This is a genomic window from Anoxybacillus sp. EFIL, assembly GCF_013096955.1.
Taxonomy (GTDB): domain Bacteria; phylum Bacillota; class Bacilli; order Bacillales; family Anoxybacillaceae; genus Anoxybacillus; species Anoxybacillus ayderensis.
Window position 1 is genome coordinate 351,584 of record NZ_SDLH01000002.1, and the last position, 15,435, is coordinate 367,018.

A 15,435-nucleotide genomic window follows, 5' to 3' on the forward strand; every position below is an offset into this window, starting at 1 on the left:
AGGGGACTATACGTGACACCAATTCGTTACGAACTAATTAAAACATGTAAACAAACAGGGGCGCGTCTCGGTATTCTTCATACGCCACACGGGTCGTTTGAAACACCGATGTTTATGCCTGTCGGTACACTTGCGACAGTAAAGACGCTTTCGCCTGAAGAATTAAAAGAAATGGGAGCAGGCGTCATTTTAAGCAACACATATCATTTATGGCTTCGACCAGGACATGACATCGTCAAAGAAGCGGGCGGTCTTCATTCATTTATGAATTGGGATCGCGGGATTTTAACGGATTCTGGCGGGTTCCAAGTGTTTAGTTTAAGCGAGTTTCGTCGCATTGAAGAAGAAGGCGTATATTTCCGAAATCATTTAAATGGAGATAAATTATTTTTATCGCCAGAAAAAGCGATGGAAATTCAAAATGCGCTCGGGTCTGATATTATGATGGCGTTTGATGAATGTCCACCGTATCCTGCGACGTATGAGTATATGAAGCAATCTGTCGAACGGACAAGCCGATGGGCAGAGCGATGCTTAAAAGCACATCAGCGACCGAATGAGCAAGGTTTATTTGGCATCGTGCAAGGTGGAGAGTTTGAAGATTTGCGCAAACAAAGTGCGCAAGATTTAGTGTCGCTCGATTTTCCAGGATACGCAGTCGGCGGCTTGTCTGTTGGCGAGCCGAAAGATGTGATGAATCGCGTATTAGAATTTACAACGCCGTTATTGCCAGCGAATAAGCCGCGTTATTTAATGGGTGTCGGTTCACCAGATTCGCTTATTGACGGGGCGATCCGCGGCATTGACATGTTTGACTGCGTGTTGCCAACGCGCATCGGTCGCAACGGAACGGTCATGACAAGCGAAGGCCGCGTCGTCATTAAAAACGCAAAATATGCGCGCGATTTTTCACCGCTTGACCCGAACTGTGACTGTTATACGTGCCGAAATTACACGCGTGCGTACATCCGCCATTTAATTAAATGTGATGAAACGTTTGGTATTCGTCTTACGTCTTACCATAACGTCTACTTTTTGATAAAATTAATGGAGCAAGTTCGACAAGCGATTCGCGAAGATCGTCTCGGTGATTTCCGCGAGCAGTTTTTTGAACAATACGGCTTTCATGGACCGAATGCAAAAAACTTTTAGAAAGGGGTGAAAACATGGAAACGTTAGCAAGCTTACTACCGCTTATTTTATTCTTTGCGATTTTTTACTTTTTGCTTATTCGCCCGCAACAAAAACGCCAAAAAGCTGTTCAACAAATGCAGGCGAACTTGCAAAAAGGAGATAAAGTCATTACAATTGGCGGATTGCACGGCATCATCGATTCGCTCGATGAAAATACGGTCGTCATTCGCGCGGGTGACGGTTCGCGTCTTACATACGACCGTGCGGCCGTTCGTGAAGTCGTGAATGAAAAATAAGACAGGTTGCTGCCTGTCTTATTTTTATGCGCTTCGTGAACGAGATGTGGCGACATTGACACCAATGATGCCACCGATCATGGCAGTGATGAGAAAACCGACGTGGTATCCCCACTGTTCAATCGAAAACGTTCGATCCATTCCGAGAAATTGAAATAAAAAAATGATAGTTGTAAAGATGATGCCCGTTGCTCCACCAAGCATCCAGCCGCGTTCTTTCCCTTTTCCACCTGCAATAAACCCACCGAAAAATAATGATAAAAATGCGAGACCGTGCATGACCCATTGCAATGACGTTTCATCATAACTTGTCAACTTCAATAAAAGCGCAAATATAAAACTGCATATGATGGCGCTTATAAAAATTGTTATGACCCCGTGCAAAATAGCGCGAATCATTCTTATCCCTCCTTACTACATTTAGTACAAACATATTCCATTGTCCATTTGTTTAGAATAAAAACGTAGAACAAACGAGGAGGAATAAAGGTGGAGTACGTCACGATTATTTTGCGAACGTTACTGTTGTATGGAGCTATTTTATTTATTTTTCGCATGATGGGGAAAAGGGAAATTGGGGAGTTGAGCATTTTAGACTTAGTTGTTTTTATTATGATTGGGGAAATGGCGGTCATTGCGATCGAGCAACCGAAAGATCCGATTTTTCATACGCTCGTTCCGATGATTGTATTGACAATCGCCCAAATTGCTTTTGCATTTTTTTCTTTAAAAAGCGAAGTGTTTCGGCGTCTCGTTGATGGCTCCCCGACTGTCATTATTAAAAACGGAAAAATTGATGAAAAAGCGATGCGAAAGCAACGGTACAATTTTGATGATTTGCTTATTCAATTGCGTGAAAAAAATATTAAAAACATTGCGGACGTTGAATTTGCCATTTTAGAGCCGTCTGGCAAACTGTCCGTATTTGAAAAAGAAAAAGGAAAAAAGAAAACACCGTCTTTAGCCTTGCCTCTCATTAAAGACGGTGTCATTCAAGAAGAACATTTAACATTGATCGATCAAACGCCCACATGGTTAATCAAGCAACTAAAAAAGCGCGGATATGAACGAATTGAACATATTTCTTATTGTACATATGAAAATGGGACGTTCTATATTGATGAAAAAGATGAATAACTAACGAAACAATTGGCGAAATTCATCTTTTTCAATTAAACGAAACGATTGTGCAAGAACGAGATAGATGACCGTCATGATGACGATGACAACAATCGTTTTCGTAAGCAATGAAAACGGCAAAATCGGAACGAGTATATGTCCAATTGCTGCAACAGAAACGATAACGACGAAATGAGCAACATATTGTTTGACATATAAAGTAAGCGAAATCGCTTTAACGATTGTAGCAGCATGTAATAACGTGACAATCATGATGCCGACCGTAATGGCTAGCGCAGCCCCCATAATGCCGAGCGACGGTTGTGAAGCGAGCCAAAAAATAAGCGCTGTTTTTACGACGGCACCGATGAGACTATTTGTCATCGCTTCTTTTGCTAAATCAAGCGCTTGCAATACAGCTTGCAACGGCCCTTGCAAGTAGTAAAAGATAAAAAACGGAGCCATGACTTTGACAAAGATTGCTGCTTGATTAGCCCCATACATGAGGTGCATGATTTCTTCTGCTAATACGTACAACACGACAATGGACAATCCCCCAGCGAAAAGCGACAACCGTACCGCTTGATGTAACCGATATTCAATTAAACGATGTTGCTTTTGGGCAGCGGCTTCGCTAATTGCTGGAACGAGCGAAGTGGCGAGCGCGTATGTAATAAACGATGGAAGCATTAAAAGGGGCAGTGCGTATCCGGTCAGCTCCCCATATTGTTTTGTCGCATGGGTTGCAGTGATGCCGGCGAGCGCTAAACTTTGTGCGACGACGATCGGTTCAAAAAACCATGCAATCGATCCAATCATTCGGCTTCCGAGAGTTGGGACGGCGATGCGCATCAGCGAAGCAAACGTATCTTTCCCTTGTTTGACGTACGTAAAAAAACGATATCGAATGCGAATCGGCTTTTTTCGTTTAAACGTAATAAACAAATAAATAAGAGATACAAGCTCGCCAACGACGGCAGAAATCATCGCTCCCGCTGCGGCATATTCGATACCGTAAGGCAAAAAAGCGGTTGTAAAAGCAGCGATGAGCGTAATGCGTACCGCTTGTTCAAGCAATTGAGAATACGCATACGGTTTCATTTGCTGCCTTCCTTGAAAATAGCCACGTAAGACAGAAGAAACAGCGACAATCGGGACGACCGGTGCAATCGCAACGAGCGGATAATATACGCGCGCATCTGTAAATAACGTGTTAGAAAGAATTGGTGCAATGGCTAGTAGTGCTGGGAAAAAGATGAAACTTAAAACGACGGTAATAGATAAAGATACAACTAATATTTTTTTCACTTTTCGTTTATCGCCTACCGCTTCCGCTTCAGCAACGAGCTTTGAAATGGCGACTGGGAGGCCGAACTGCGTAATTGTAATCGCTAATACGAGCGTCGGCACAGCCATCATATATAAACCTACCCCTTCTTCACCGATGAGACGAGCAACGACGATGCGATTAATAAAGCCAAGTATGCGCGTCAACAATCCAGCAACAATTAAAATTATCGTCCCTTTCAAAAATTTGGACATGTTCCTCCCTACCTTCTCAAATGAGGTCATCTTTTATACAATGAAATATATGCACATGTTGGCCAAGCATGACAAAATGGGGGAGACGAATATGGATCGCGAACAATTAATGCCAGCGTTACAAAGTAAAGTGGATGAGTTAAAGTTGCTCGGCTATGAACAAGCGACGATTGAAGACGTATGGAATTGTTTAATGATGAAAAAATGGAAAAAAAACAAAGAAGAAAAGCGTCTATTTGAGCTTGTGAACGACGTTTTATCATTGCGGGCAAGCGACTATATGGCGTATATTGTCACAAAGGAACAAAAGCACGATCGATGGTTTACGGAAGAAGGGTTTTCGGAGTTAGAACAATTGTTTTAATTGTTCGTTTGGAAATTGACAGAAAGTGTACTGTCATTCATAATTTGTTTTGTTGGTAAAAATTCTGGCAGCGTCCAGAATAGAGGAGGATTTTTATGGTAAAACGTAGTCGCATCATTGCTTTTTTCCTTCTTGTCGTTTTACTAGGCGGCATGATGGGAACGACAGCAGAGAAAATTGTCAAAAATATTAAACTCGGCTTAGACTTGCAAGGTGGTTTTGAAATTTTATACGAAGTGAAGCCGACAAAAGAAGGAGAAAAAATTACGAAAGATGTATTGCTTAGCACGGTAAGCGCATTAAATAAACGCATTAACGTGCTTGGCGTAAGCGAACCGCGCATTGATGTAGAAGGAAACGATCGCATTCGCGTTCAGTTAGCAGGGGTAAAAGATCAAAATAAAGCGCGCGAAATTTTATCTACAGAGGCGAAATTAACGTTTCGCGACGTGCATGATAACGTATTGATGGATGGAAGCGACCTCGTTGAAGGAGGCGCGAAACAAACGTTTGATGATAAAGGAAAACCGAGCGTTGCGATTCAATTAAAAGATGCAAACAAATTTAAAGAAGTGACACAAAAAGTATTAAGCATGGCACCAAATAATGTGCTCGTCATTTGGCTTGATTTTGAGGAAGGCGTTGACTCATACGCAAAAGAAGTAGGAAAAGAGCATCCGAAATTTATTTCGGCCGCCCAAGTCAATGAAGTGTTCAACCAGACGGACGTTTCTATCGTTGGAAACTTTACCGTTGAAGAAGCGAAACAATTAGCCGATTTACTAAATGCAGGGGCTCTTCCTGTGGAATTAAAAGAAATTTATTCAACATCAGTAGGTGCACAGTTTGGGGAACAAGCATTACAAAAAACGATTTTTGCAGGAATCATTGGTATTGCGCTCGTCTTTTTATTTATGCTCGTTTTTTATCGCTTGCCTGGGATTGTTGCAGTCGTCACATTAAGCGTATATATTTACCTTATTTTGCTCGTCTTTGATTGGATGAACGGTGTGCTAACGCTACCGGGAATTGCTGCGCTCATTCTTGGGGTTGGGATGGCAGTCGATGCAAATATTATTACATACGAGCGAATAAAAGATGAATTAAAGCTCGGAAAATCGCTTATGTCAGCGTACCGCATCGGAAATCGTGGTTCTTTTGGAACGATTTTGGACGCGAACATTACAACGATCATTGCTGGCGTTGTTTTGTTTGTATACGGGACGAGCTCTGTAAAAGGATTTGCAACGATGCTCATCATTAGCATTTTAGCGAGCTTTATTACAGCAGTATATGGTACTCGTCTTCTGCTCGGCTTGCTCGTGAAGAGCCGCTTATTCGATAAAAAACCGCATTATTTTGGCGTCAATTCGAAAGATATATTAGATATTGCGAAAGTAACAGATGATACAGACGTTCCGACAAAATTTGCACGTCTTGATTTTGTTAAACGAAGCAAACTATTTTTCATGATTTCAGGAGCGATGGTCGTTATTGGACTCGTGTTATTATTGACCGCTAAATTAAATTTAGGCATTGATTTTTCAAGCGGAACGCGCGTCGATTTAATGAGTGAAAAACCGCTCACAACAGAAGAAGTGAAGAGAGAATTAAGTGAATTACGTCTTAAGCCGAAAGATGTTGTTCTGTCAGGCAACAACAACGAGATGGCGATTGTACGTTTTCTCGGCGTACTTGATCAAAAAGAAATTTCACAGTTGAAATCGCATTTTAAAGAAAAATATGGCATCGAGCCAAACGTAAGCACGGTATCGCCAACGGTCGGAAAAGAACTAGCGCGCAATGCGTTTATTTCTGTACTCATTGCGTCGATCGGGATCATTATTTACGTTACCGTTCGCTTTGAGATGTATATGGCGATTGCGGCCATTGTTGCGCTATTGCACGATGCGTTTTTCATCATTGCTTTCTTTAGTTTGACGCGTTTAGAAGTCGACTTAACGTTTATTGCCGCTGTGTTAACGATCGTCGGTTATTCGATTAATGATACTATCGTGACGTTTGACCGCATTCGTTATTTAATGAAAAAGCGGACAGTAAAAACGGTCGATGATTTAAAAGATGTCGTCAACAAAGCATTGCAACAAACATTTGGTCGTTCAATTAATACGGTATTAACCGTCGTGTTTACCGTTGTCGCCCTTTTATTGTTCGGTAGTGAAGCGATTCGCAATTTCTCATTTGCGTTGCTTGCTGGCTTAATTTCCGGCACATATTCTTCGCTCTTTATCGCGGCACAATTATGGCTCATTTGGAAATCGAAACAATTGAAAAAAGGAAAGCAAAAACGCGAACAGTGGGAAGCAGAACCGGAAGTATAAACGTCGTGGCGCATGCCGCGACGTTTTTTCGTGAAGTGAATAGGATACACTAAAAAAAACAAAAGAGAAAGGGAGCGAATGGGGTGAATGAACAAACGCGTTTTCAACAAGCTCAATTTGCCGCTATGGTTGGTGTTGTCGGCAACATTATTCTGGCGGTAATTAAAGGGTGGATCGGAATGATCGCAAACAGTAAGGCACTTATTGCCGATGCGGTACATTCCGCATCTGATGTGGCAGGATCATTTGCCGTATGGATTGGCTTGCGTGCGGCGAAGCAGCCGCCGGATGACGATCATCCGTATGGACACGGGAAGGCCGAATCAATTGCTGCCATTATTGTCGCGGTTTTGCTTTTTCTCGTCGGAATAGAAATTGGAACATCTTCTTTTTCTTCATTTTTTCATCCGATTGAACCGCCGAAAATGATTGCTGTATATGCCGTTATTTTATCGATCGTCGTGAAAGAAGCGATGTTTCGCTACAAGTATGCGTTAGGGAAAAAAATTAAAAGCGATGCCATTATCGTGAACGCGTATGAACATCGTTCAGACGTTTTTTCGTCGCTTGCAGCTCTCATCGGCATCGTCGCAGCGATCGTTGGACAAAAAACGGACATCGATTGGCTTATTTACGCTGACCCTGTCGCTGGATTGTTTGTTTCACTTCTCGTCTTAAAAATGGCGTGGAAGTTAGGAGCGGAATCGATTCATCATGCGCTTGACCACGTGTGGCATGAGGAAGAAACGATGAGTTTGCGCGAAGCCGTTTTGTCATTTTCAGAAGTGAAGCGCATTGACTCGCTTTATGCTCGTCAACATGGTCATTATGTTGTTGTTGACTTAAAAATTGCTGTGTCGCCACATTTAACGGTTTTAGAGGCGCATGATATCGGAAAAAAAGTGAAAGAAAAGTTATTGTCATTTCCACAAGTGCATAATGTGATGGTGCATATTAATCCATACGATGAATCAATTGCCCCTTAGCCTATTGTTTTGTATAATAAAAAGGTTGAGGGGTGAATGACATGTTAGCATCGAAAACCCGCTGGAACATGAAACAAGTAAACGAACAGCAAGTGCAAATGATTGCGCAAGCGTTACATATAGCTCCGCTCGTTGCTACATTGCTCGTCAGCCGCGGCTACGATACCGTTGAAGCCGCTCGTTCTTTTTTTGAGCAAAAGCAATCGTTTCACTCGCCATTTTTGTTAAACGATATGGAAAAAGCGGTTGAGCGAATAGAGAAAGCGATTACAAACGGTGAACATATTCTCGTTTTTGGCGATTATGATGCCGATGGGGTAAGTAGCACAGTCGTGATGGTAAGTGCGTTACGGGAAAAAGGAGCGAATGTTTCCTTTTACATTCCGAACCGCTTTTTAGAAGGATACGGTCCGAATGAACAAGCGTTTCGACTTGCGAAAGAACAAGGTGTCTCACTAATTATTACAGTCGATACAGGCATTTCCGCTTTGCATGAAGCGAACGTAGCAAAACAGCTTGGCATCGATTTAATTATTACCGATCATCACGAACCGGGTCCTGTGCTTCCTGAATCGTATGCGACGATCCATCCGAAAATTAGTCCAAATTATCCGTTTAAACATTTAGCCGGCGTCGGTGTAGCATTTAAACTCGCCCATGCGCTTATCGGGCGCGTGCCGTATGAATGGCTGGACGTCGTCGCGATCGGGACGATCGCCGATCTCGTTCCGCTTCAAGATGAAAATCACTTATTTGCTCGGCTAGGCATTGAACAATTTCGGCAAACGAACCGCCTCGGCTTACAGGCGCTTTGTAAACAATGTGGCGTATCTCATACGGCGGTGACAGAAGATACGATTGCGTTTATGATCGGTCCACGTATTAATGCGGCCGGACGTCTCGATTGCGCCGATCCTGCTGTGCAGTTGTTGTTGACGACAGATGTGCATGAGGCGGACATGCTCGCTGAACAAATTGATATGATGAATCGCGAGCGTCAACAACTTGTAAACGACATAACAGAAGAAGCGATTCAACTCGTTGAACAACATTATGCCGACGACCGCGTGTTAGTTGTAGCGAAAGAAGGATGGAATGTCGGCGTCATTGGCATTGTTGCCTCCCGATTAGTGGAACGATTTTACCGCCCGACGATCGTTTTAAGTATAGATCAAGAAAAGGGAGTTGCGAAAGGATCAGCGCGCAGCATTGAGGGGTTCGATTTATTTGCCAATTTGTCAAACTGCCGCGACATTTTACCGCATTTTGGTGGACATCCGATGGCTGCGGGGATGACGCTTTCTTTACATGATGTACATGAATTACGTCACCGTCTAAACGAGGCGGCGAAGCAACAGCTAACTCCTGAACATTTCGTTCCTGTCACGCATGTCGATGTATGTTGTTCGATCTCGGACGTTTCACTTGAATTAATTGAACAAATGAATCGGCTTGCACCGTTTGGCATGGGGAATCCGAAACCGCGTGTTCTTCTCGAACGTGTGCAGCTTGATACGTTACGAAAAATTGGAACAGATCAAAGTCATTTGAAGCTGTTGTTAGTTGAAGATGGAAAAACGTTAGAAGCGATCGGATTTGGCTTTGGACATATTGGCGATGAAATTGCACCGAACGCTCGTCTTTCTGTCGTGGGAGAGCTGTCTATTAACGAATGGAATAACTTTCGCAAACCGCAATTAATGATTCAAGATATAGCTGTCAATGAGTGGCAGCTGTTTGATGTCCGTCATATTCGTCATCCGAGCAAGTTCATGGCATCGCTTCCGAAAGAAAAGCGGTTGTTTATTGCTTTTCATCGCGACACTGCAGATACGTTGCAATTGTCCGCATACGCGAATGAAATTGTTTATGTGCAAAGCGAACAAGAAGCGGCGATCGATGTGAGTGGAAAGTATGTCGTCCTTCTTGACTTACCTCCGTCGCAACAAATCGTTAAAGTTTTATTAAGTTGTAGTTTACCTGAACGCATTTATGCGTTATTCTATCAAAGGGAGAGTCACTTCTTCAGCGTGTTGCCGACGCGCGAACATTTTAAGTGGCTGTATTCTTTTTTGCATAAGCGTAGCCCGTTTGATGTGCGGCGTTACGCAGACGATTTAGCTCGCTCGCGCGGATGGACGAAAGAAACGATTTTGTTTATGATTCAAGTGTTTAGAGAGCTTGGTTTCATTACAGTCGAAAACGGGATCGTTTCTTTAGCACGTAATGTACAAAAGCGGGATTTAACGGAATCACCGTCTTACCGGCTGAAACAAGCGCAAGCAGAGCTTGAACATATGTTTTTATATTCATCTTATGCCCAACTAAAACGTTGGTTTGATTCATTGTATGAGGAGGAAAAAGTCAATGGATTTAAAACAATACGTCACGATTGTTCCTGATTTCCCAAAACCAGGTATTCAATTTAAAGATATTACAACGATTATGGATAAAGGGGAAGTATATAAATACGCGACGGATCAAATCGTCAATTATGCACGAGAAAAGAAAATTGATGTCGTCGTTGGACCAGAGGCGCGCGGATTTATTATCGGCTGCCCGGTTGCTTACGCGCTCGGTGTTGGATTTGTTCCTGTTCGGAAAGAAGGAAAACTACCTCGCGAAGTCATTCGCGTGGAATATGGCTTAGAGTACGGCAAGGACGTATTAACGATGCATAAAGACGCGATTAAGCCAGGGCAACGCGTTCTCATTACAGACGATTTATTAGCGACAGGTGGAACGATTGAAGCAACGATTAAGCTCGTTGAACAACTTGGCGGCGTTGTCGCAGGTATTGCGTTTTTAATTGAATTAACGTATTTAGAAGGTCGCGAGAAGTTAAAAGGATACGATATTTTAACGTTAATGCAATTTTAAGGAAGGAGGGGCAAAACGCTCCTCTTTTTCACATCGTTGCTCTTTACATTTAAAAAAATTTTCATGATAATATTGTCAATACGTTTAAAATAAAAAAGGTGATTGCATGGCAAATGAACAAGTATTAACGGCGGAACAAGTCATTGAAAAGGCGAGCCGTTATTTGTCGAAAGACGACGTACAGTTTATCGAACGGGCATATGAGTTTGCGAAAGAAGCGCATCGCGAGCAATACCGAAAGTCTGGAGAACCGTACATTATTCATCCGATTCAAGTGGCGGGTATTTTAGTCGATTTGGAAATGGATCCTGCAACAATTGCGGCGGGATTTTTACATGATGTTGTGGAAGATACAGCTGTGACGAAAGAAGATTTAGAAAAAGAGTTTGGCAAAGAAGTAGCGATGCTCGTTGATGGCGTGACGAAGCTTGGGAAAATTAAATATAAATCACATGAAGAACAGCAAGCGGAAAACCATCGAAAAATGTTTTTAGCAATGGCGCAAGATATACGGGTAATTTTAATTAAGTTAGCGGACCGTTTGCACAATATGCGCACGTTAAAACATTTGCCGTTAGAAAAGCAGCGCCGTATCGCAAATGAGACGCTTGAAATTTTCGCACCGCTTGCGCATCGTCTCGGAATTTCAAAAATTAAATGGGAGCTCGAAGATACAGCGCTCCGCTATTTAAATCCACAACAATATTATCGGATTGTCAACTTAATGAAAAAAAAGCGTGCAGAACGTGAGCAATATTTAGAAGAAGTCATTCGAGAAATGCGCGAACGGTTAAACGAAGTCGGCATTGAAGCTGAAATTTCTGGACGTCCGAAGCATATTTATAGCATTTATCGAAAAATGGTTTTGCAAAATAAACAATTTAACGAAATTTATGATTTGCTTGCTGTGCGCATTATCGTTGAAAGCATTAAAGACTGTTATGCGGTTCTTGGCATCATTCATACATGTTGGAAGCCGATGCCAGGTCGCTTTAAAGATTATATTGCCATGCCGAAGCCGAATATGTATCAATCGCTTCATACGACGGTTGTCGGCCCAAAAGGTGAGCCGCTTGAAGTGCAAATTCGGACGTTTGACATGCATCATATTGCGGAATTTGGAATTGCTGCCCATTGGGCATACAAAGAAGGAAAGACGATTCGCCCAAATACGTTTGAAGAAAAACTATCATGGTTTCGTGAAATTGTCGAATGGCAAAACGAAACGAACAACGCGGAAGAGTTTGTAGAGACGTTGAAGATGGATTTATTTTCCGACATGGTGTTCGTTTTTACACCAAAAGGCGACGTCATTGAACTTCCAGCTGGTTCGGTGCCGATTGATTTTGCATATCGCATTCATTCAGAAATCGGAAATAAAACGATCGGTGCAAAAGTAAACGGAAAAATGGTGCCGCTCGATCATCCGCTTCAAACGGGAGATATTGTTGAAATTTTAACGTCTAACCATTCATACGGTCCAAGTCAAGACTGGTTAAAAATTGCGCAAACGTCGCATGCAAAAAATAAAATTCGACAATTTTTCAAAAAACAACGCCGCGAAGAAAATGTTGAAAAAGGAAAAGAGCTCGTTGAAAAAGAAATTCGCAACATGGGTTTTGACGTAAAAGAAGTGCTTACTGCAGAAAACACGAAACGTGTTGCGGAAAAATTTAATTTCGCCAGCGAAGAAGACATGTATGCCGCTGTTGGCTATAACGGCATTACCGCTGCTCAAGTGGCTCACCGCTTAACAGAAAAATGGCGCAAACAACGCGACTTAGAAGAGCAAGCGAAACGCCTGTCGGACATGCTGCAAGAAGCAAAAACGATTGCACCGATGAAAAAGCGCGATTTTGGCGTATGCGTCGAAGGTGTGGACAATTTGCTCATTCGTTTGTCGCGCTGTTGCAATCCGGTTCCGGGCGATGAAATTATCGGTTTTATTACAAAAGGGCGTGGCGTTTCCGTGCATCGTGCCGATTGTCCGAATGTACTTGCAGAAGAAGCAAAAGAGCGGCTCATTCCTGTTCAATGGGAGAGCAGTGCAAATTGTCAACGAGAATATACAGTCGATATCGAAATTACTGGTTACGATCGACGCGGCTTGCTTAATGAAGTATTGCAAGCTGTAAATGAAACGAAAACGAATATTTCGGCTGTATCTGGGAGAACAGATCATCGAAATAAAATGGCGACGATTCATATGACGATTTTTATTCATAACGTAAGCCATTTACAAAAAGTTGTTGAGCGCATTAAACAAATTCCAGATATTTATTCAGTGAGACGGATAATGAACTAGAAAGGGTTGTCGGAATGAGAGTTGTCGTTCAGCGCGCAAAAGATGCAAAAGTCACAGTAGCTGGCGAAGTCGTTGGGGAAATTGATTTTGGGCTTGTGTTGCTAGTTGGTATTACTCATGATGATACAGAGGAAGATGCGGCGTTTGTTGCAGACAAAATTGCTCATTTGCGCATATTTGAAGATGAGCATGGAAAAATGAACGTGTCGCTTTTAGATGTTGGTGGGTCAATTTTATCCATCTCGCAATTTACGCTGTACGGGGACTGTCGGAAAGGAAGAAGACCAAACTTTATGGACGCAGCTAGACCGGAACATGCGAAACAAATGTATGAAGCGTTGAATGAGCAACTGCGTCAAAAAGGGATTCGTGTGGAAACAGGCGTATTTGGTGCGATGATGGATGTGACGTTAACGAACGTCGGACCGGTGACGCTCATCGTGGAAAGCAAATAAAAACCGCGCTCGCATATGGACGAGCTCGGTTTTTTTACAAGATAAGAAAGTATAAAATTTCAGATTTGGGGAGCTGTCTAGCTCCAAGCGCCATCGGCTCGAGTCGCTCCGCCCCACACTGCGGCGGCGACAGCCTCCTCGGTGGGGCTTGTGCGCTCTTCGCCGATAGGCGGGCGCTTTGCGCTTTTCTTATCCTCGCGCTAAATGTTTTTTTAGTTTTTGTACGTCACGAAGAGTGAGCCCGAATTCAGAAGCGAGTTCAAACGATGTGAGCTCGTTTTCTTTTTGAATAAATGAGTGAAAATCAACGTGCATAAGCGGGGATTGTGAATGGATAAACTCTCCTTTTTCACTATGGCGCATGACAAATCTCCTTTCGTGTCCATGTCGTTCGTATTATTCCCAATTTTTCTACCTTTCCATTCAAAGAAGGATTTTTTTTATTTATGAAGAAATAAAGTAGCGACTATTGACAACGTAGGAGGATTTGCAACATGAAAAAATCGCTTATCGCGTCATTGTTCATGTTTTGTTGTTTGTTGCTGATCGTTCAAACAGCATCAGCAGCAATGAACGTGCGCATCGTTGTTGACCGATTGAACGTCCGCACCGGTCCAGGATTGACGTTTGCGGTGCAAGAAAAAGTAGCAAAAGGAAAGCAATATGCTGTCGTCCAAAAGCGAGGCGAATGGCTACAAATTCGGCTCGCATCGAACCGAACTGGCTGGGTGCATGGAAAATATGTTCAAATACAAAATGAAGCGAATGAAACGAAAAAACAAATACAACAACTTGTCGTCTGTCAAGTCGACGGTTTGCGAATTCGAAAAGGTCCGGGGACGACTTTTTCGGTCATCGGATATGTCAATCGCAATGAAAAAGGAATGGCAACGATCGCCCAAGGGGAGTGGGTGTACGTACGTTGGGACGGAAAAGAAGGATGGGTGCATCGGTCATATGTAGCGAATGTTGAACAAAATGAACAAAATAATCAACAAAATAATGAACAACATACATACGTCCAAATGTTATACGACAATACAAATATTCGTTCTGCTCCTTCTACCCAATCGCCTGTCGTTGCAAAAGCAAAGCGTGGCGATCAGTTTTCGGTCATTCGTAAAGAAGGGCAATGGTACGTTATTCAAGTTGATGCGCAAACAATTGGATATGTAGCAGAATGGGTCGTTCAAGTAAGTAACCAACCGTCTCCTTCTCAACCGCAATCGCTCGTAGGGAAAACGATTGTCATTGATGCCGGACATGGTGGCAAAGATTACGGTACGACAGGTGTGAATGGAACGATCGAAAAAATGTTAACGTTACAAACCGCATTGTTGCTAAGTGAAAAGCTAAAACAAACGGGCGCTAATGTCATTTTAACGCGCGAAAACGATCGGTTTTTATCGTTAAGTGAGCGAGTACAAATAGCTGGAAAAAATAAAGCCGATGCGTTCGTTAGCATTCATTACGATAGTGCATTAAACCGTACCGCCAGCGGTTTAACAGTATATTACTATAAGCAAATCGACCGTTCGCTTGCGGATGCGCTTTTTGATCCCCTCAGTCGATTAACAGGCATTCAACAACGCGGAGTTCGTTTAGGAAATTATCATGTGTTGCGTGAAAATAGCCGCCCTTCTGTGTTGCTAGAGCTTGGCTATTTAAGCAATCCGAGTGAGGAGATGTTCGTTGTGTCGCCAACATATCAACAAGCCGTGACAGAGGCGATTTGTAACGGATTAGTTCGCTACTTCGGAAAATAACGGTCATCTTGACAAATGGTTTGTTCGTACGTAATATAAAAAGAAAATTCAACATCTCGCCGATGATGGAGAAAAGTAGTTAAGAGTACACATGGCCAGAGAGGAAATGCCGTAGGCTGGAAGCATTTCTCCATGATGACTTAACGAACGAACACTCCGTAGGTTTCTCTTTGAACGCGCGATTGCTAGTAGGAGAGAACGCTTTCCGAGCGTTATCGGATAAAAGTGGAAGCATGCGCTTCAACT

General features: G+C 42.7%; 14 protein-coding genes and 1 other annotated feature (1 of these 15 running past the window's edge). Of the genes, 11 read left to right on the forward strand and 3 right to left on the reverse strand.

Annotated features, from left to right (window positions below):
* Positions 1-12 precede the first annotated feature (12 nt).
* Both tgt and yajC read left to right on the forward strand, forming a co-directional pair.
* The gene (gene tgt, locus ES017_RS04850; protein WP_021093898.1) at positions 13-1,152 is read left to right on the forward strand and encodes a tRNA guanosine(34) transglycosylase Tgt; all 1,140 of its coding nucleotides are present in this window, start codon (positions 13-15) and stop codon (positions 1,150-1,152) included.
* 14 nt (positions 1,153-1,166) lie between these two features.
* The gene (gene yajC / locus ES017_RS04855) at positions 1,167-1,430 is read left to right on the forward strand and encodes a preprotein translocase subunit YajC (RefSeq protein ID WP_009361707.1); all 264 of its coding nucleotides are present in this window, start codon (positions 1,167-1,169) and stop codon (positions 1,428-1,430) included.
* Between the two features lie 24 nt (positions 1,431-1,454).
* Here yajC and ES017_RS04860 read toward each other — a convergent pair whose 3' ends face one another.
* Positions 1,455-1,829: a TIGR04086 family membrane protein gene (locus tag ES017_RS04860; protein ID WP_021093899.1), complete on the reverse strand. Its 375-nt coding sequence runs from the start codon at positions 1,827-1,829 to the stop codon at positions 1,455-1,457.
* Positions 1,830-1,913: 84 nt separating this feature from the next.
* On the opposite strand from ES017_RS04860, the gene ES017_RS04865 reads away from it, so the two are divergent.
* Entirely contained in the window at positions 1,914-2,567 is a 654-nt protein-coding gene (locus ES017_RS04865; RefSeq protein ID WP_420864981.1) for a DUF421 domain-containing protein, read from the forward strand.
* On the opposite strand, the gene spoVB is transcribed toward ES017_RS04865, so the two are convergent.
* On the reverse strand, positions 2,568-4,091 hold the full coding sequence (gene spoVB, locus ES017_RS04870; RefSeq protein WP_021093901.1) for a stage V sporulation protein B: 1,524 nt from the start codon (positions 4,089-4,091) through the stop codon (positions 2,568-2,570).
* Between the two features lie 91 nt (positions 4,092-4,182).
* On the opposite strand from spoVB, the gene ES017_RS04875 reads away from it, so the two are divergent.
* From ES017_RS04875 to dtd, 7 genes are all read left to right on the forward strand, one after another.
* Positions 4,183-4,455: a post-transcriptional regulator gene (locus ES017_RS04875; protein WP_021093902.1), complete on the forward strand. Its 273-nt coding sequence runs from the start codon at positions 4,183-4,185 to the stop codon at positions 4,453-4,455.
* A 95-nt stretch (positions 4,456-4,550) separates the two neighbouring features.
* Positions 4,551-6,797, forward strand: coding sequence for a protein translocase subunit SecDF (gene secDF, locus ES017_RS04880; protein WP_021093903.1), 2,247 nt, complete (start codon positions 4,551-4,553; stop codon positions 6,795-6,797).
* Positions 6,798-6,880: 83 nt separating this feature from the next.
* Complete coding sequence (locus tag ES017_RS04885; RefSeq protein WP_021093904.1) at positions 6,881-7,783, forward strand: cation diffusion facilitator family transporter; 903 nt, start codon at positions 6,881-6,883, stop codon at positions 7,781-7,783.
* A gap of 41 nt (positions 7,784-7,824) precedes the next feature.
* On the forward strand, positions 7,825-10,185 hold the full coding sequence (recJ, locus tag ES017_RS04890; protein ID WP_042534189.1) for a single-stranded-DNA-specific exonuclease RecJ: 2,361 nt from the start codon (positions 7,825-7,827) through the stop codon (positions 10,183-10,185).
* Complete coding sequence (locus tag ES017_RS04895) at positions 10,151-10,663, forward strand: adenine phosphoribosyltransferase (RefSeq protein WP_003396235.1); 513 nt, start codon at positions 10,151-10,153, stop codon at positions 10,661-10,663. The genes recJ and ES017_RS04895 overlap by 35 nt, the downstream gene beginning before the upstream one ends.
* A gap of 106 nt (positions 10,664-10,769) precedes the next feature.
* Positions 10,770-12,968, forward strand: coding sequence for a RelA/SpoT family protein (locus ES017_RS04900; protein ID WP_021093906.1), 2,199 nt, complete (start codon positions 10,770-10,772; stop codon positions 12,966-12,968).
* A 14-nt stretch (positions 12,969-12,982) separates the two neighbouring features.
* The gene (gene dtd / locus ES017_RS04905) at positions 12,983-13,423 is read left to right on the forward strand and encodes a D-aminoacyl-tRNA deacylase (RefSeq protein ID WP_021093907.1); all 441 of its coding nucleotides are present in this window, start codon (positions 12,983-12,985) and stop codon (positions 13,421-13,423) included.
* 189 nt (positions 13,424-13,612) lie between these two features.
* Here dtd and ES017_RS04910 read toward each other — a convergent pair whose 3' ends face one another.
* Positions 13,613-13,786, reverse strand: coding sequence for a hypothetical protein (locus tag ES017_RS04910; protein ID WP_009361696.1), 174 nt, complete (start codon positions 13,784-13,786; stop codon positions 13,613-13,615).
* A 131-nt stretch (positions 13,787-13,917) separates the two neighbouring features.
* Between ES017_RS04910 and ES017_RS04915 the strand changes: the two genes are divergently transcribed.
* Positions 13,918-15,189, forward strand: a complete 1,272-nt coding sequence (locus ES017_RS04915; protein WP_021093908.1) for an N-acetylmuramoyl-L-alanine amidase family protein — start codon at positions 13,918-13,920, stop codon at positions 15,187-15,189.
* A gap of 53 nt (positions 15,190-15,242) precedes the next feature.
* Positions 15,243-15,435 (forward strand) — a binding site (T-box leader); it runs 37 nt beyond the window's last position.